Source organism: Cedecea lapagei, from assembly GCF_900635955.1.
Lineage (GTDB): Bacteria > Pseudomonadota > Gammaproteobacteria > Enterobacterales > Enterobacteriaceae > Cedecea > Cedecea lapagei.
In genome coordinates this window covers 3,171,850-3,187,705 of record NZ_LR134201.1, presented here as the reverse complement: position 1 = coordinate 3,187,705, position 15,856 = coordinate 3,171,850, and the positions used below count along the sequence as shown (strand labels likewise).

The window sequence follows — 15,856 nt, the reverse complement described above, 5'->3', positions numbered from 1 at the left end:
ATCAGTGAATGACACAACATTTGCTGTTTAATTAACGAGGAGTAAACATCATGCCATCAGTCAATACCGGTAACAACGCAGGTGCAAGCAGCAGCCTGGCAGATAGCTTCCAGTCTCAGATGGACTCTATCGAAAACAAATCGATGCAGGACTCTCTGGATAAAGCTGAACGTGACCGTAAGAACGCCTACGTGTCCGGCTACCAGAACTCCGCCACCACCATGATCAGTTCTCTGGCGCAGAACAAAATTTCCTTCTAATGATTATCAGGGATCCACCGCGGCGTGGATCCCTGATCTCTTTTGCTGCTGACGGAATCTCTCATATGCACATTCTTAATCCTGCTACAGGTATGCCTATGCCTGAACCCGAATCTCTGGGCCTTTCATCTACCCAGGTTGCATTACCTTCTGGCAGCAATGTGGCAAACCAAAGCGACGCCGCTTTCTTTTCCGCTGCGCTTGAGCAGCCTGACGCCGTTTCCGCGATGGGCGGTATTGGCGGCAAACCTGCCGCGATGTTTGAGAAGGCTTCCGGCATGTTCAAACAGATGGAAGGCGACCAGAAACAGATGAACAACGTGCTGCGTAAAGCCGCGCGCTCTACCGATCCGCTGGTGCTCAACCAGGTGGATGACCAGCTCTCTAACTATTATCTGGAGAGCATGATGAACGCCAAGATCGTCTCGAAAAGCATCTCGGGGCTCGATAAACTGACCAACCTGCAGTAATCCATCATGCAACGACGCTGGCGAAAAATCCTGCAGCCCTGGCTGCTGGTCCTGCTGCTGGCAGGCTGTGACTCGCAGGTCATTCTGAACACCGGCCTGAGTGAAAATGATGCCAATGACATCATTTCTGAGCTGTCGAAATACAAGATTGAGGCCGACAAACAGATCGATAAAACCGGGGTGACCGTGCTGGTCGGCCAGGACAACATAGAACGTTCCGTTCGCATTCTTAACGCCAATGGTTTGCCGCATAAAGCGCGGACCAACCTGGGCGAGGTTTTCCAGAAAAACGGCATTATTTCCAGCCCGCTGGAAGAGCGGGCCCGCTATATCTATGCGCTCTCTCAGGAGCTGGAATCAACGCTTTCGCAAATTGACGGCGTTGTGGTGGCGAGGGTTAACGTCGTTCTGCCTGAACGCGTAGCGCCCGGTGAGCCGGTGCAGCCTGCGTCTGCTTCTGTCTTTATCAAATATACCCAGGAGATGGATCCCGACAGCATTGAGCCGAGGATCCGCCGGCTGGTTGCGGCGAGTATTCCAGGTCTTTCGGGAAAAAATGACGGCGCGCTGTCCGTGGTGTTTGTGCCCGCGTCGGTCTATCACGACCGCGTTGAGCTGGTGACGCTGGGGCCTTTTCAGCTGACGCTCTCACAATATGCCACCGTGAGAACGCTGTTATTCTCGCTGGTCGGCCTGCTGTTACTGCTGGGCGGTATCTTTACGCTGGTGCCGAAACTAAAGGCGATGAAACGCGGCAAAAACAGCGGCTCCACTGAACTGGCCGTTGTGCCTTCAGAGCGGCGGTAACAAGCGGTGGTTGACTGGGAAACCTCGCCGGTAACGGGCTGGCTGCGCTGGTGGCAGCAGGGATTCTGGCAGCAGGCCGACGGCAGCTGGTTCACGCTTCCCTGGTTTCAGCTGGATGAGGCGCGCCGCCAGAGCCTGATGCGCAAGTCACCGCAGGCTTTGTCGGCCATGCTGGCGCTTGAAAATTGTCTGCCGGAAAGCCCGGATGCCAGGCTGCTGGCGCTAGCTTCCCTTGACTCTGCCCAACGAGAAGCGCTGTTTGCGCTGGTGGCGGAGGTTTGCCAGAGAGGCAGTCGGGCAGGGCAGATTGCTGAGCCGCAGCGCATCTGGTGCGAGCGGCTAACGCGTGGCTTACGCCCCGGCGTCTGGCTGCCGCCAACCCTCAGTTTTAGCGGGGAGTCTGACTACGCTGTGCTTTATCTGCTTCGCCCGCTTTTCACGCCCGCGGCCTGGCAGCGGCTGCGTTTTAGTTTTCCCCGGTCGGCTGTCGAGCTATGCGAAGCGTCGTTTCCGGACGATCCCACGCCGCCGCTGAACCGGCTGCAGGCGCTGTGGGATGGCGCGATCTGGCAGATTCAACAGCGGCAGGCGAGCGCAATGAATGATTTTTCTCGGGAGCAATAAAGCATGTGGATTGGCCGTAAAGTTGCCTTAGAGGATGACTCATACGTTGTTGAAGGGGTTCTGCTACCTCAGGCCGTTTTGCAGGAGCAGCAGCAGGCGCGAAGCCTGGTGGAGCAGGCCACCCTGAAAAGTGAGGCCCTGCTGGCTGAAGCCCGGCAGCAGGCTGAGCGTTTGATCCTTGAGGCAGAACAAGAGGCTGAGCGGCTGGTTGTCCTGCGCACTGAAGAGGCCGAAGGTGAGTTCTGGCAGCGGGCAGATTCCCTGTTTAACGAGTGGCAGGCGGAGCGGGATGCGCAGAGTGCGGAAGTTGTCAGCCAGGCACAGCGCCTGATCAATGCGGCATTTGAGCAGCTGTTTGGCGGCCTGAGCGAGCAGCAAAAGCTGACGGCGCTGCTGACCCAGCTTCAGGTGGCGGGCGCCCGCGCCACGGAGGTGACCCTCTATTATTCCCCACAGCATGAAGCGGCGCTGGCAAGCTGGCTGGCCGCGCATCCGCGGCTCGGCTGGACATGCTGCGCCGACGAGGCGCTGGCGGCGGAAACGCTATTGCTGCAAACCGCACAGGGCGAATTCAGCATCAGCTGGGCTTCGCTTCAGCAGCACTTGCTGCGCCTGACTCATTAAGCGCCGGGAAGTTAATTTTTTCCCGGCGGGAACCTCCGCTTTTTTACCGCCACTCATCATACGATTTCAACGCGAGGAGAAACGTATGAGCAATTCCTTTGATATTCAGCGCAATCTCGACAGCCAGCTGTCTCGTCTTCACCACTCGGTTGCCGAGCTGGCGCAGAGCACGCTTGGGCAACCCGCGCCCAGCATGGGCGACATGGTGGAATTTAAAAACGCCCTGATGAAAGAGGCTGCGGCGACCTTTACCGACAGCCAGCTGGGGTCGCTCAAGCACAGCCTGAGCAAGGAGATCATCGACTCTATCAACTAGTTATGCCGCCAGCGGCTTATCCGTAAGCCGTTGTTTAACGCAGTTTGTACCCCTGGCGGCCACCCATTTTGCCGCCGATGACAGGAGAATGAGTCGTTGAATCAGCACGTTCGTTTACTTCGCTCAGCCATGTTTGCCCTGGCCGCTACCGCCGGTTGCTACAGCGCAGCCGTTAGCGCTCAAACGCCCGCCGACTGGCAAAATGGCGCCTATGCCTACTCTGCACAGGGTACGCCGTTGCGCACCGTATTGCAGGATTTCGCCAGCAGCCACGGCGTCAACCTGCGCTTAGCAGACGTACCCGACAGCGTGGTAGATGGGCGTCTGCGTTCGGACAACGGCGTGGCCTTCCTTGACCGCCTGGCGCTGCAGTATCGCTTCCAGTGGTTCGTCTATAACGGTTCGCTGTTCGTCAGCCCACAGTCGGCAGAAACGTCAAAGCGCATCAGCGTTTCGGCGGATGCCGCGCCGGACCTGAAACAGGCTCTGCGCGATGTAGGTCTTCTGGAAGACAAATTTGGCTACGGCGAACTGCCGGATGATGGCGTGGTGATTGTCACCGGGCCGCCTGAGTACGTCACGCTGGTGGCGGACTTTAGCGCCAAAGACAAAGACAAAAAGCAGAACAAAGAGATGATGGCGTTCCCGCTTAAATATGCCTCGGTAGCCGACCGCGAAATCAAATACCGCGAGAAAACGCTGCTGGTGCCCGGCGTGGCCTCCATCCTCAACGAATTATTGGGCAAGAAAAGCACCCGCTCCTCTCAGGGGATTGTGCCCGGCGGGGAAGGAACTTCTCGTGAAGCGCTGAATAAATCGTTCCAGGAGCAGTCGGACAACATTCTTTCCGGTCTGATTCAGGGCCAGGACAGCCGCATGCGCGGCGCGGGCGGCGATGACGACGGTGAAATGAACCCGCTGGTCTCCGCCGACGTACGTAACAATGCCCTGTTAGTCCGGGACGATCCCAAGCGCAGAGAGCAGTATCAGGCGCTGATCTCGCAGATCGACGTCCCGCAAAAATTGGTGGAAATCGACGCCATGATTATTGATGTCGATCGCCATGCATTTTCGAAATTCTCCAGCAACCTCAGCGGCACGTTTGGCAATATCACCGCCGGCTCCTCGATGCTGCAGGGCGCGGGCACGCTATTTGTGACCGACTACAGCCGCTTCTTTGCCCAGATTCAGGCGATGGAGGGCGAGGGCAACGCCTCCATTGTGGCTAACCCTTCTATCCTGACGCTGGAGAACCAGCCAGCGGTTATCGACATGAGCGACACCGCCTTCATTACTGCCACCGGCGAACGCGTGGCGACCATTGAGCCCGTGACCGCCGGCACCAGCCTGCAGGTGGTGCCGCGTGCTATCGGCAACGGGCCAACCAGCACGGTACAGCTCGTGGTGGATGTGGAAGACGGCAAGGTACAGGTCAATGATGACGGCGTGGCAACCGGCGCAAAACGAGCGACGGTTAGCACCCAGGCGTTGGTTCAGCAGAACGGCTCGCTCGTCATGGGCGGCTTCCATTCTCGTGAGACCGGTGATACCGACCACCGTATTCCGCTGCTCGGGGATATCCCTTACCTGGGGAAATTCTTCTCCTATACCAGCCATGAAACGTCGCAGCGCGAGCGCCTGTTCATTATTACTCCTCATCTGGTCGGTGACCAGGTGGATCCGACGCGTTACATCGACGAGCAGGATCGCCAGCAGCTCTCTGCGGCGATGAGCGAAGTCCAGCTTCGCCAGCGGTACAGCTCCATGAAGGGCGATATCGAAAACGCCATGCGCGACCTTGCAGAGGACAAAGTGCCTACCGGCTTCCAGGCGGGTGGGGAAGGCATGGGAATCGGCCAGCTGTGTAATGTAGGGCCAGGGCTCTCCTCCGACAGCTCGCACAGCCAGTGGTACAGCAATGCCTCGGTACAGATAAGCGTCGGGCTTATCCGCAATATCAGCGGCAAGCCGCAGCGCTTTGATGAGTCCAGCTGTCGGGACGACGACGTGCTGGCGGTGGCGGCCTGGCCGGGCGGAAACCTCGCCCCACGTCAGTCGGCGGAGGTTTACATCGCCTACCGCACGCGGGGAGAAGGGCGTCGCAGCCGCCAGTCGCTGCTGACAACCTCATCGTCATTGCCGGTTAATTCATCGAGATCGCGCAGCTATTTACTGCCGCCGCGCCCCGTACTTCGCTAAGGAGCGATTATGAAACCTTCCATTTTGTTACTGGTGGCGCTGGCATTTGCCCTGAGCGGCTGCGCGACCCGCAATGACAACGGCTGCGACAGCGCGGCATGTCGGCCGCTGTCAGATAACCACCACCTGACCATCTGGTGGCCGAGCGATATGCGTAACGGTGTGCAGGACTACACACAGATGCCGGTGCGTTGAGCGCATAGCAGGCGCGGAGGTTCTCCCGCCTGCAAATAAAAAAATCTTTTTTTTCATGATTTTATGCAGTTTTGTGGAACCGAGGTCGGTTTCTTTTCACTTAACAGGCGTCTTTATACTGCGAACCAGCAGGGCTGGTCGCCTGTATCAACCCCGTTGTCATGGTGAGGTAATCTAATGAGTACGATTGGAAATATGCTGAATCTGGCCACTGCATTACCGCAGCTGGCGCTGAATGCGACCCCAGAAGGTATGGCCGCTAACCTGCTGAAAAACGTAGGCGATCAGATGGTGCACGATATTGCATCCAGGCTGACTAACCTGCTGTTCTCCGGCAATATGAACGGTAACAATAACAACACCTTTATGTCTCCGCAGAGTCAGGGCGGGGCGAGCATGGGGAATACCCTGGCGCTGAGCAACATGCAGCAGATGCTTCAGCAGGTCGTCCAGCAGATGGGCGTGAATGCACAGAACACCCCGTTCAACAATCATGCTGGCGCAAGCAACATCAATGCGTTCAACACCGGCATGAGCAACGGCCTGCAGTCGCCGTCTACCGGCATTGGCCTGGTTCAGCTGCCGCTGTCCACCACTGGCGCTAACAGTGCAAACAATTTCAACCAGCTGGGTAACAGCATGGGCAGCCAGTTAGGCAGCAAAATGGGTCTGCAGGCGCTGGATAACGTGAAGTCTGACAGCAGCGGCCTGTGCGCTATGCTGGGCGGCGGCGGTAAAGTCGACGGCGGCTCCAAAGAGACCCGTGCCGAAATCGGTAAATATATGGATCAGCACCCGGAAATCTACGGCAAGCCGCAGAGCGCGGGTGAAGGTATCCCTGGCCTGGTTCACACGGGCAAAGGCCCGAGTAGCTGGGAAGACGCGCTGAAACACAGCAAGCCGCTGAGCGGCGATTCGCTGAAAGCCTTCCAGTCGGCGAAAAACGACCTGAAAACCTCTATGGTGGGTGGCTCAATTCCTGGCTCCGCGACGGCGCTGGGTAACGGCTCTTCAAGCCTGCTGGTCAATGCGGATGCCCAGTTGTTTAACGGCAACATTATCAAAGATGCTCTGAAGCACCATCACGGCGCGATCCTGAACCTGGCTTCTGCCGCGCTGGCCTGATTGACAGTGCCGTAGTCCACAGATGTTCTTTTTGACGTGCGGCGCAGGATAACGGCGCCACACGTCATTTCGCCAGACTCTTCTTCGCCCTCTATTTGACCGGTTTTCTGCGCTACTTGCGTGGAGACCGGTTTTTTTTTGTCCCGGTAATGCCCCCAGGCAACCCCCGGCGGCCGGCAGCTCAACCCCGCCTGAGTTGGGTCATAACCGGGGGCGATGAGAGCCGGGGACCAATCTTCCCCTCACCCCAGCCCTTATGTCTTGATCCTCCCCGCCAGTGCGGGGAAGATCCCCGACTGATCATCGGGAGGTTGCCGGTGAGCATCCCCTAGCCCTGGTGCCCCTGAGCCCGCGGGAGAGATTATGCCCCGGCAGCCTTTCTCCCTGTCGCCTCAAGACCGAACGGTATCCTGTGCCTCTGAGCACCCACACATAAGGATGGTCTGGCGATATTATTCATAAGGTTACGGAGAATCATATGACCCTCACTTCTGTCGGCGTTGATATTGCTAAGCTAAAATTTGATGTCGCTGTCCTGCTGCCTAATCAGAAATACAAAACTAAAAAGTTTGCTAACACGCATGCGGGATGCCGTGAGTTTATTCACTGGCTGGCCCGTTTTGGAGACTGTCACGTCTGTATGGAGGCTACCGGCAGCTACAGCACGGAACTCGCCACGGCATTGTCCGATGGCGGCTATCGAGTCAGTCTGGAAAACCCTGCCCGTATTCATGCCTTCAGTCATACCGAACTGGCCCGAAATAAAACGGATAAAAGCGATGCCGCACTGATAGCGCGGTATTGTGCCCTGTATCAGCCAGCACAATGGCATCCGGCCCCTCTCAGCCAGCGACAGCTGACCGCGCTGGTACGGCATCTTAAAAATCTTGAAGAGATGCGACAGATGGAAGAGAACAGGCTGGAGGCCGCAGATGAGGTCATAACCGGTTCGTTAAAAGAACACATCGCCACGCTGGACGAACTGATAAAAGAAACAAAAAAGAAAATCAGACAGCATATCGACGATGACCCGGACCTGAGAAAAGACAAGGCGCTGCTGGAGAGTATCCCGGGTGTGGGAGATGTGCTGAGTACGAATCTTCTGGCCTTCGCGGGAAACCTGAGGCGATTTAGCAGCAGTAAGGCTCTGGTGGCTTATGCAGGCCTGAACCCACGACGTTGTGAATCCGGGATGTGGAAAGGAAAAAGCAGGTTGTCGAAAGTGGGGAGCCGTGAGCTGCGTAGCGTACTGTATATGCCTGCGGTGGTGGCGGGAAGGTGTAATGAAGTGGTGAAAGACCTGATGAGGCGGCTGGAGAGTAGAGGTAAGGCAGGAAAAGAGCGAGTATGTGCAGGAATGAGAAAGCTACTGCAGCTGGCTTATGGCGTGGTGAAATCAGGGCGTGAATTTGACGCCGAAATACCGCTTGCCGGATAGCCGACAAGACGGTATCTCTCCCCAAAGGGGCGAGGGTGAAAACAAAAGCGATGGGAAACATTGTTTATTCCCTCTCCCCAAAGGGGCGAGGGTGAAAACAAAAGCGATAGGAAACATTGTTTATTCCTCTCCCCAAAGGGACGAGGGTGAAAACAAAAGCGCAGGGAAACATTGTTTATTCCCTCTCCCCAAAGGGACGTGGGTGAAAACAAAAGCGATAGGAAACATTGTTTATTCCCTCTCCCCAGGGGCGAGGGTGAAAACAAAAGCGATGGCAAACATTGTTTATTCCTCTTCCCAAGGGGGCGAGGGTGAAAACAGAAGCGATGGGAAATTTTTTTATTCCCTCTCCCTTCCAGGGAGAGGGTTAGGGTGAGGGTAAAAACCAGAAGCGACGTTGTAGCTGAGGGAAGCGTTGGACGTTCGGTGGCTGCATATGAAACAGAACTGGAAGTGAAAGGAATATTATCCAGTCCTGCACAGTCGTGGATATTCGCCGACAGGCGATCCCCCGCTACTCCTCAAACTCAATTGTCTCGCCCTTCAGGCGACCTTCAAGCTTGCGCAGCAGGCGATAGATAGCGGCCACGGCTTTTAACGTGTCGCGCGGAATATAGGCGCCTTCTTCGGTGGTGCGGTAAAGGTTACGGGTAAGCCAGACGTAGCGCACCACCGGGATATTGGCGGCGTGCGCCATTTTGATCAGCGCTTTGGCGTCTTCGTCCTGCGCTTTAAACAGCAGCATCGGCAGCGGCGTTTCGTCCGGCAGATAGCGCAGCCCTACGGCGAAGTGGGTCGGGTTCACCAGCAGAACGTCGGCTTTTTCCATCTCCTGCGGAGTGACCTTTTTCGTCGGGCTATTGAGGATTTCGTGGGCGATATGTTTGCGGTGGCCTTTGGTGTGCGGGTCACCTTCCATCTGCTTGTACTCGTTTTTCACGTCCTCATGGCTCATGCGGTTCTGCTTGAGGAAGAAGTATTTCTGCAGCGCGAAGTCGGCAACGGAAAACACCAGCATCACGCCCACGATGGTGTGGGCGAGGGTTTCAAGGATCGCCACGCCCGCGTGCCAGAAGCCGTCCAGCGTTCCGCCTGACAGATTGGCCATTTGCGACAGGCGAGGTTTGATCAGCAGCCAGAACACGACGGAAAGGGTGATGGCCTTCAGCAGGCTATTCAGGATCTGAATAAACTGCTTCACCGAAAACATCTCTTTAAATTTGTTGAGCGGGTTAAGGGCCTCCAGCTTGGGCGCCAGCGCAGCGATGGCGAACAGAGGGCCAAACTGGATCCAGCCTGCGGCGATGCGCAGCAGAATAACGGTGCCCACCGTCATCATAAAAAACACCCCAACGGTGAGCAATGCTGCACCGCCGACTTCTCCCAGCGCCTGGTTAAACGGGCTGCTCAGGCGCATTAGCGGCAGGATCATCAGCGACTGCAGCTTCGCCATACTGGCTTCCATCATTGAGAAGATAAGCTGGAGCACGCCAAACATAATCAGCAGCTTGGGGATATCCTGACTCTGGCTGACCTGGCCTTTTTTACGGGCTTCCTGAAGCTTATGGGGGCTGGCCTTCTCTGTTTTTTCACTCACGGATTTGCACCCTTCGAAACGGTGTTACCAGCTAGACTGGCGGGCAGGCAGAATATCCGCCAGATGGGGGATCATGTCGCGCAGGGTGGTGAACTGGTGGCCGGCGAAGTACTCGAGCGTCGGCAAATAGAAGATAAAGAACAGCAGCCCTGCGATACATTTCAGCGGTACGGTCAGCACCGTGGCCTGCAGCTGAGGGCTGTAGATGCTGAGTACGCCCACGGCGAAATCGAGAAACAGCAGCAGCAACACCAGCGGGCCCGCGTAGAGAATGGTATCGATAAACATCTGCTTAACCTGGCCGAGGAACACCAGGAATCCCTGCTCGCGAAAGTCAGGCAGCCAGCTGTCTACCGGCCATAGCCGGTAGCTGTCCCAGATAACCTGGGTGCCGAGAGAAAGACCAAAGTTGACGATAAGCACCATCATTGACCACTGCAAAAGCATATAGCCCAGCGGCGTTTCGTCGGCGCCAAGCGCCGGGTTAAGCTGGCCGCCGCTAAGCGCCCCGCGCTGGTTATCAAACAGCACGCCAACCGACTCAAACAGCCAGAAGGGGAGCGCCAGCAGGTAACCCAGAAAAATCCCGAGCACTACCTCCTTTAGCATCATGGCGACGATACCCCATGGCGTATGCGGGGCATGGGTCAGCATTGGCACAATGGTAGGCGTCACGAAGAGCGCCAGCGGAACCACAATGGCGGTACGGATCATGCCCTTCAGGGCGGAGAACGCAAAAAGTGGCGTCAGCAGCACGCAGGGGTAGATACGTGCTATCCCCAGCCCGAGCGCCAGCATGCCGTTGAAGATGGGCGTCAGTTCGGCGGCGATCATCGCAGCGTTCCGGAGGCGGCCATCATGGTGAAGGCGGACTGTGCCAGCTCAACCATCTGCAGGCCAATCCAGCGTCCGCTAAGGGCCAGCGTCGTGCCGACCGCGACCAGCTTAATGGCGAAGGGCAGCGTCTGATCCTGCAGCTGGAATACCGCCTGCAGCAAGGAGACCACGATGCCCACCAGCACGGCCACCACCAGCGGCGGCGCGGAGAGCACCACCACCATCAGTACCGCCTGCTTAAACATGTAAATCATGTCCATAACGCCCTCACATATAGCTGTAGAACAGGCCGTCCAGCAGGCGCGTCCAGCCGCTGACCATGACAAAAAGCAGGATCTTCAGCGGCAAAGAGATAGTCATCGGTGAGACCATCTGCATCCCGAGCGCCAGCAGCACGTTGGAGACAATCAGGTCCACCACCAGGAAGGGGATAAAAATTAAAAAGGCAATTTTGAAGCCGTTTTGCAGCTCAGAGAGCACGAACGCGGGGATCAGGATCAGCAGGTTGTCGCGCTGGTGCACGACCTTCTCCGACAGATCTTTAGGCCACATGCGCTGGCTGTTTTCCATCAGATGGGTTTCCAGGTCCGGGTCGCTGTTGCGCAGCATAAAGTCGGTCAGCGGCTTTATGCCGTACTGAAGGCTGTTCTCCAGCCGCTCGGCGCTGGTGGTGTCGAGCGGCTTATCCTTAAAGCGGGTTTGCATGCCGTCAAACACCGGGGCCATCACGAAGAGCGTGGCAGCAAGCGCGATGCCATAAAGCGCCATGTTGGGCGGCGTTTGCTGCACCCCGATGGCGTTGCGCGTGAGCATCAGCACCATGGAAATCTTGAGAAAACTGGTGGTTATCATCAGCAGCAGGGGCAAAAGCGAAATGGCCCCCAGCAGGATGGCTAGCGCCAGCGGATTAAATGAGCTGATATTCTCTGCCATCAGACGGGTTCCATGGCCGGACCTGCCTGGCGAAGCATGCGGGTCACCTGAAAGCCTAGCGTGCCGTTAACATCAACCAGCTCACCTTTAGCCAGCAGGCTATTACCGTGGCACAGCAGCGCTTCACCCGGCGTCACGTGCTGCACCAATACCGTCGAGCCCGCGTCAAGCTGCTGCAGCTCGCCCAGCGTCAGCTGCAAGTTGCCGCAGCGGATGGTTAAATCCAGCGATAAATCGTCGAAACTCCCCCGTGTTGTTTGCCATTCCCCGGCGGATACCACTTCTTCGCCGTCCTGCTGTTCGTCGTACTCCAGGGGGGCGTTCGGATAAGTCATGGTTAGCTCCTCGCTATACGTAATGTGTAGTAAATCTCTGTGAGTGGTTTCGCTCGCCAGTTCCAGCTGAACCTGAAATTGTCGCCGTGCCAGCGGCATCACGCCGTGCCCTTCGGGGGAGAAAAATGCTTCCGTCGGCAGCAGCAAATCACCGACGGCCAGAGCGCGGACATAGCCTGCTGAAAGCTGGAGTTTGCCAACGGTCAGCGGCAGCTGGAGGCCAAGATCGGGGTTAAGCGGCACGGTTCGCCGCTGCCAGCCCGCGTATTGCGTGAGCTGATGCAGCGTGGCCCAGGAGAGCGATAGCAGCGTGCTGGCTCGCTCTGTACCCAGGCAGACTTCAAGGCGTAGCGTGATATCAGGTTTTTCCTGCTCTTCTGCGGGCTGCAGAAATTCAAAGAGTTCGGCCAGCTGAGGGCTGAGCTGCTGGCTGAAATAGGGCCAGTACCAGGCATTCTCCTCGGTGGATACGCCCGGAAGCGCCGGGCAGTCAGCCATCAGCCCCAGCACCGGCAGCGGGTCGCTAAAGATCAGTGTCCCGGCCGCACAGCGAAAAGCACCTGACTGGGTTGTGGTCTGCGTTGCCGATCCGGAAGGCAGCAGGTAGAGCTCACCTGACGTCCCCTCAACGGAAAAAGGCAGCCGCCAGCCGCTGCCCGTCCAGCGCCGCAGCCGGGCCTCATCGGGAGACTGGGCGGTAAACGTCAGCCGTTTCATACCGCCTCCCGGCGCTTAAAGCGCAGGCGAACTTTTTTCCCCAGGCGACCGCTGAGCGAACCTTGTCCGTCCTGCTCAAATCCGCGAACCTTGTCCCAGGCATGGGCGGAAAAGCCGAGTGCAATATCCAGCACATCGCCATTTGCCGGAGTGACCTGAGCCACGACCTCACCCAGATCAGGCAGCAGCAGGCTAAAACTGGCGGGCAGGCTTTCCTGCTGTTCAATGCCCTGAACCAGGTGCGGTTCCAGCATGGCCAGCAGAGTGGAGGCCTGCGATTCACTGGCCTGCTGCGGCTGTTCGGTACCGCCCAGCGAGCCGTCGAACAGGTTCAGGGAAAGGATTGGCATCAGCGGCGCAGGCTCATCATCGGAGAGTAAGTCGCTAAACTCTTTTTCATCCCGCGACAGTTTCTGGCGATCGCTGGCCCGGCTAAAGGAGGGGGTGCTGCGAGCGAGCATCGGCGGCCTGGCGGGCGCGTTGTTAGCCGGAGCCTGCGGTGCGCGCGGAGCTGGCGCCTGTGGGGCGCTATCAGGCTGGTGGCGCGGCTGCGGAGCCGGATGGGATTGTTGCCAGAGCCTTGGCTGCGGATGGGCGGTTTTTAGCGCGTGATGGATCATAAGGCGTTCCCCTGATTTTGGTTGAGCAAATACTCCATTTTTTCGATGTCCCGCTGACAGCGCTGCACGGCCAGCTGCGCGGCGGTCAGGCGTTCTTCCTGCTGCTCCGCCTCTTCCTGCAGCCGGTGCGTTTGCTGAATTTGCTGGATGACGCCCGCACGGTTGTTTTTTTCAGCGTCCAGCGTTTCCCGCAGATCGTTAAGCGGCTGGATAACGCCCGCGTGCTGGGGAACAAAGTCATTGCGCAACTGCAGATAGCCAATTTTCTTCTCTTCCAGCAGCTGATGACCCCGTTCGACAGCCTCCCGGCAGCGCTTAAGCTGCTGCTCATGCTGGCGCTGCTCACGTTCGCGTTGGCGTAGTCGGCGGCGGCGGATGGGCAGCAGGGTGGTCAGAACCTGTTCCAGGGCGACCCGCTGCGGGTCAGGAGATAGCGGGGTCTCGGCATCAATATGACGGCGCACAGGCAATCACCTCCTGGAGCTGCCGACGCGTGTCGGTAAAGTCGCCTGGCGCGTGGTTCGCCTGGCGCAAAAACGCGTTAATCGCCGATTGTGACTGCACCGCAGCGTCGGTCATCGGGTCGTTGCCCGGCTGGTACTCGCCAAGGCGGATCAGCATTTCGACCTGCTGATAGGCCGACATCATCTGGCGCAGCGTGCTGGCTTCGGCGATGTGTTCTGCTGGCACCACGTTGCTCATGGTGCGGCTCAGGCTGGCCAGCACGTCGACCGCGGGATAGTGGCCGCGCTCCGCCAGGCGACGGGTTAAGACAATGTGGCCGTCAATCAGCGAGCGGACTTCGTCGGCAACGGGATCGTTCATTGAGTCCTGTTCAATCAGCACCGAATAAAGGGCGGTGATGGAGCCGCGTGATGTTTTTCCGGCGCGTTCAAGCAGTCCCGGCAGCAGGGTATAAACCGACGGCGGCAGCCCGCCCCGGCCAGGAGGTTCCCCGAGCGCCAGGCCGATTTCACGCTGCGCGCGGGCAAAACGCGTCAGCGAGTCGATAATCAGCAGAACGTTTTTGCCTTTGTTGCGGAAGGCTTCAGCAATGGCCGTGGCGGTAAATGCCGCTCGGGCACGCTCCATGCTGCTGCGGTCGGAGGTTGAGCAGACCAGCACGGTGCGGGAGCGAAGCTCGGCATCCAGCTCGTGGTCAAGGAACTCACGTAGTTCACGGCCACGTTCGCCGATCAGGCCGAACACGATGGCGTCGCACGGCGTGTTGCGTGCCATCTCGGCAAGCAGGGTTGTTTTACCGCAGCCGGCCCCCGCGAAAACGCCAACGCGCTGGCCTACGCCAATCGTCAGGAGGCCATCAATGGAACGTATGCCGGTTGGCAGCGGAGTATCAATGCGCGGCCTGTCCGTGGGAGGCGGAGCATCACCGAGCACGCCACGGGCGTCTGGCGTTTCGCTGGCCAAAGCAAACGCCGAGAGACTTTCTTCGTCAATGGCGCGGCCAAAGCCGTCCAGCACGCTGCCGAACAGGCTATCGGACACGCTAATAGAGTGGGGCTGAAACAGCGGCGTGACGCGCGCCCCCTGGGCTATACCGTCAAGCGGCCCCAGGGCGGAAAGCAAAGTGTGGCGCGGGTTAAAGCCAACAACTTCGGCCATGACTTCGGTGTCGCCGCTGCGTGAGATCAGGCACAGGTCGCCGATGCGCGCCTGAGGCAAACTGCTTTCCAGCAGAATGCCGCTGATGCCGGTGATGCGGCCGTGGGCGCTGACGGCGGAAAGCTGGCTAAGGCTGCGATGGCGCCCGGCAAACCAGTCGTTGAGGTCGTTCTGATAGCGCACCATTACCATTTCACCGCGATGTTTTCCTTACCGCCAAACTGCACGCTGTCGGCGGTAATGCCGGTCAGGCGCAGGCCGTTGCGCTCATCCCCGACAAACAGGCGCTGCCCGTCCTCGGTTACGATGTTGGCGTGCGGCCCGGCGGTAATTTGCACGATATGGAAGGGCAGAACGGCCTCGCGCACTTTTGTCTGGTTGTTGAGCGCGACCTTCAGCTGATAATCGCTGCGAATGCTGTCCACCATACGGCTGACAATAGGCAGCTGGTTTTCCTGCAGCTCGCCGGTCAGCGTGATGCCCTGCGGCGTACTGTTGAGCTGAACTTTGTTGTAAAGCTCGCGCTCACGAAGATCCTGTTCCAGCAGGCTGCGCAGGTCGTTGCTGTTGGCGATAGCCGGTTTGATTTGCGGCTCTTCATCGCTGTTTTGCTGGGCAATACCGGGCTGCAGCACCCAACTGAAGATGGTAAAGGTCAGCAGCATCAGGCTGGACAGAGTGAAGATTTGCGCCCAGCGCGGCAGAATTTTGGCCAGCAGCGAGCGGCGCGCGGCAGGCGCGGGTTTGCTTTGTGTCCCGCCGATAGGCTCGCGTGGCGCGGAAGCCGGCTCGTTCTGGCTGGTGGCTACCGGCAACGGCGGAGGGAGCGGGCGGTTATCCCACTCTTCGTCGGCGGCGGCAAGCGTCAGCCAGACGCCACCCACCGCGAAGATCTCGCCAGGCTGCCACAGCTGCTGTTCGCTCAGCCGTTCGCCGTGACGATGGCAAACCGTGCCCTCCATTGGCGTCAGCATCCAGCCTTCGGCGCTGCGGCTGAGCAGGGCGTGACTGGCTTTAATGCCGCCATCATTGAGCTGCAAATCGCTGTCCGCCGCGTTGCCCAGCTGCCAGCGTTCGCCGCTGAGCGGCAGCGCCGCGCCTTCATGTAATCCGTTTAATACTCTCAGCTCATACAT

Annotated in this window: 19 protein-coding genes; 10 read left to right on the top strand and 9 right to left on the bottom strand. The window is 58.3% G+C overall.

Annotated features, from left to right (window positions below):
* The first annotated feature begins 50 nt into the window (after positions 1-50).
* The 10 genes from EL098_RS15435 to EL098_RS15390 all read left to right on the top strand — a co-directional run bounded on the left by EL098_RS15435 (position 51) and on the right by EL098_RS15390 (position 8,058).
* Complete coding sequence (locus EL098_RS15435; protein ID WP_045783363.1) at positions 51-260, top strand: hypothetical protein; 210 nt, start codon at positions 51-53, stop codon at positions 258-260.
* Between the two features lie 98 nt (positions 261-358).
* Entirely contained in the window at positions 359-730 is a 372-nt protein-coding gene (locus EL098_RS15430) for an EscI/YscI/HrpB family type III secretion system inner rod protein (RefSeq protein ID WP_232012227.1), read from the top strand.
* Positions 731-736: 6 nt separating this feature from the next.
* Positions 737-1,537, top strand: a complete 801-nt coding sequence (gene sctJ, locus EL098_RS15425) for a type III secretion system inner membrane ring lipoprotein SctJ (RefSeq protein ID WP_126357052.1) — start codon at positions 737-739, stop codon at positions 1,535-1,537.
* A gap of 6 nt (positions 1,538-1,543) precedes the next feature.
* The gene (locus EL098_RS15420; protein WP_126357051.1) at positions 1,544-2,161 is read left to right on the top strand and encodes a type III secretion protein HrpD; all 618 of its coding nucleotides are present in this window, start codon (positions 1,544-1,546) and stop codon (positions 2,159-2,161) included.
* A gap of 3 nt (positions 2,162-2,164) precedes the next feature.
* Entirely contained in the window at positions 2,165-2,785 is a 621-nt protein-coding gene (gene sctL, locus EL098_RS15415) for a type III secretion system stator protein SctL (protein WP_126357050.1), read from the top strand.
* Positions 2,786-2,870: 85 nt separating this feature from the next.
* The gene (locus tag EL098_RS15410) at positions 2,871-3,101 is read left to right on the top strand and encodes a hypothetical protein (protein ID WP_008460979.1); all 231 of its coding nucleotides are present in this window, start codon (positions 2,871-2,873) and stop codon (positions 3,099-3,101) included.
* A gap of 129 nt (positions 3,102-3,230) precedes the next feature.
* Positions 3,231-5,300 (top strand): type III secretion system outer membrane ring subunit SctC, encoded by a 2,070-nt coding sequence (sctC, locus tag EL098_RS15405; protein WP_126358468.1) that lies wholly within the window; start codon positions 3,231-3,233, stop codon positions 5,298-5,300.
* 9 nt (positions 5,301-5,309) lie between these two features.
* On the top strand, positions 5,310-5,495 hold the full coding sequence (gene hrpT / locus EL098_RS15400) for an HrpT family type III secretion system protein (RefSeq protein ID WP_126357049.1): 186 nt from the start codon (positions 5,310-5,312) through the stop codon (positions 5,493-5,495).
* Positions 5,496-5,672: 177 nt separating this feature from the next.
* Positions 5,673-6,620 carry a type III secretion protein gene (locus EL098_RS15395; RefSeq protein WP_126357048.1) on the top strand — a complete coding sequence of 316 codons (948 nt, stop codon included), beginning with the start codon at positions 5,673-5,675 and terminating at the stop codon, positions 6,618-6,620.
* A gap of 478 nt (positions 6,621-7,098) precedes the next feature.
* Positions 7,099-8,058 (top strand): IS110 family RNA-guided transposase, encoded by a 960-nt coding sequence (locus tag EL098_RS15390; RefSeq protein ID WP_126354442.1) that lies wholly within the window; start codon positions 7,099-7,101, stop codon positions 8,056-8,058.
* Positions 8,059-8,572: 514 nt separating this feature from the next.
* On the opposite strand, the gene sctU is transcribed toward EL098_RS15390, so the two are convergent.
* Genes sctU through EL098_RS15345 form a run of 9 tightly spaced genes read right to left on the bottom strand, consistent with a single transcriptional unit; the run spans position 8,573 to position 15,856 of the window.
* A complete protein-coding gene (gene sctU, locus EL098_RS15385) occupies positions 8,573-9,655 on the bottom strand; it encodes a type III secretion system export apparatus subunit SctU (protein WP_126357047.1) in 1,083 nt (360 codons plus the stop codon).
* Positions 9,656-9,679: 24 nt separating this feature from the next.
* Entirely contained in the window at positions 9,680-10,489 is an 810-nt protein-coding gene (sctT, locus tag EL098_RS15380; protein WP_126357046.1) for a type III secretion system export apparatus subunit SctT, read from the bottom strand.
* On the bottom strand, positions 10,486-10,752 hold the full coding sequence (gene sctS, locus EL098_RS15375) for a type III secretion system export apparatus subunit SctS (protein ID WP_038474312.1): 267 nt from the start codon (positions 10,750-10,752) through the stop codon (positions 10,486-10,488). The genes sctT and sctS overlap by 4 nt, the downstream gene beginning before the upstream one ends.
* A 7-nt stretch (positions 10,753-10,759) precedes the next feature.
* Positions 10,760-11,425, bottom strand: coding sequence for a type III secretion system export apparatus subunit SctR (sctR, locus tag EL098_RS15370; protein ID WP_126357045.1), 666 nt, complete (start codon positions 11,423-11,425; stop codon positions 10,760-10,762).
* Complete coding sequence (locus tag EL098_RS15365) at positions 11,425-12,477, bottom strand: FliM/FliN family flagellar motor switch protein (RefSeq protein WP_126357044.1); 1,053 nt, start codon at positions 12,475-12,477, stop codon at positions 11,425-11,427. The genes sctR and EL098_RS15365 overlap by 1 nt, the downstream gene beginning before the upstream one ends.
* Positions 12,474-13,097 (bottom strand): type III secretion system HrpP C-terminal domain-containing protein, encoded by a 624-nt coding sequence (locus EL098_RS15360; protein WP_126357043.1) that lies wholly within the window; start codon positions 13,095-13,097, stop codon positions 12,474-12,476. The genes EL098_RS15365 and EL098_RS15360 overlap by 4 nt, the downstream gene beginning before the upstream one ends.
* Positions 13,094-13,561, bottom strand: a complete 468-nt coding sequence (locus EL098_RS15355; RefSeq protein WP_126357042.1) for a type III secretion protein — start codon at positions 13,559-13,561, stop codon at positions 13,094-13,096. The genes EL098_RS15360 and EL098_RS15355 overlap by 4 nt, the downstream gene beginning before the upstream one ends.
* On the bottom strand, positions 13,545-14,912 hold the full coding sequence (sctN, locus tag EL098_RS15350) for a type III secretion system ATPase SctN (RefSeq protein WP_126357041.1): 1,368 nt from the start codon (positions 14,910-14,912) through the stop codon (positions 13,545-13,547). The genes EL098_RS15355 and sctN overlap by 17 nt, the downstream gene beginning before the upstream one ends.
* The gene (locus EL098_RS15345) at positions 14,906-15,856 is read right to left on the bottom strand and encodes an FHA domain-containing protein (protein ID WP_126357040.1); all 951 of its coding nucleotides are present in this window, start codon (positions 15,854-15,856) and stop codon (positions 14,906-14,908) included. Before EL098_RS15345 ends, sctN begins: the two co-directional genes overlap by 7 nt.

Bases quoted from the DNA above. Each gene is read 5' to 3' on its own strand.
- EL098_RS15435 (WP_045783363.1), top strand. From the start codon at position 51: ATGCCATCAGTCAATACCGGTAACAACGCAGGTGCAAGCAGCAGCCTG.
- EL098_RS15430 (WP_232012227.1), top strand. From the start codon at position 359: ATGCCTGAACCCGAATCTCTGGGCCTTTCATCTACCCAGGTTGCATTA.
- sctJ (WP_126357052.1), top strand. From the start codon at position 737: ATGCAACGACGCTGGCGAAAAATCCTGCAGCCCTGGCTGCTGGTCCTG.
- sctL (WP_126357050.1), top strand. From the start codon at position 2,165: ATGTGGATTGGCCGTAAAGTTGCCTTAGAGGATGACTCATACGTTGTT.
- EL098_RS15410 (WP_008460979.1), top strand. From the start codon at position 2,871: ATGAGCAATTCCTTTGATATTCAGCGCAATCTCGACAGCCAGCTGTCT.
- sctC (WP_126358468.1), top strand. From the start codon at position 3,231: ATGTTTGCCCTGGCCGCTACCGCCGGTTGCTACAGCGCAGCCGTTAGC.
- hrpT (WP_126357049.1), top strand. From the start codon at position 5,310: ATGAAACCTTCCATTTTGTTACTGGTGGCGCTGGCATTTGCCCTGAGC.
- EL098_RS15395 (WP_126357048.1), top strand. From the start codon at position 5,673: ATGAGTACGATTGGAAATATGCTGAATCTGGCCACTGCATTACCGCAG.
- EL098_RS15390 (WP_126354442.1), top strand. From the start codon at position 7,099: ATGACCCTCACTTCTGTCGGCGTTGATATTGCTAAGCTAAAATTTGAT.
- sctT (WP_126357046.1), bottom strand. From the start codon at position 10,489: ATGATCGCCGCCGAACTGACGCCCATCTTCAACGGCATGCTGGCGCTC.
- sctS (WP_038474312.1), bottom strand. From the start codon at position 10,752: ATGGACATGATTTACATGTTTAAGCAGGCGGTACTGATGGTGGTGGTG.
- sctR (WP_126357045.1), bottom strand. From the start codon at position 11,425: ATGGCAGAGAATATCAGCTCATTTAATCCGCTGGCGCTAGCCATCCTG.
- EL098_RS15365 (WP_126357044.1), bottom strand. From the start codon at position 12,477: ATGAAACGGCTGACGTTTACCGCCCAGTCTCCCGATGAGGCCCGGCTG.
- EL098_RS15360 (WP_126357043.1), bottom strand. From the start codon at position 13,097: ATGATCCATCACGCGCTAAAAACCGCCCATCCGCAGCCAAGGCTCTGG.
- sctN (WP_126357041.1), bottom strand. From the start codon at position 14,912: ATGGTAATGGTGCGCTATCAGAACGACCTCAACGACTGGTTTGCCGGG.
- EL098_RS15345 (WP_126357040.1), bottom strand. From the start codon at position 15,856: ATGTATGAGCTGAGAGTATTAAACGGATTACATGAAGGCGCGGCGCTG.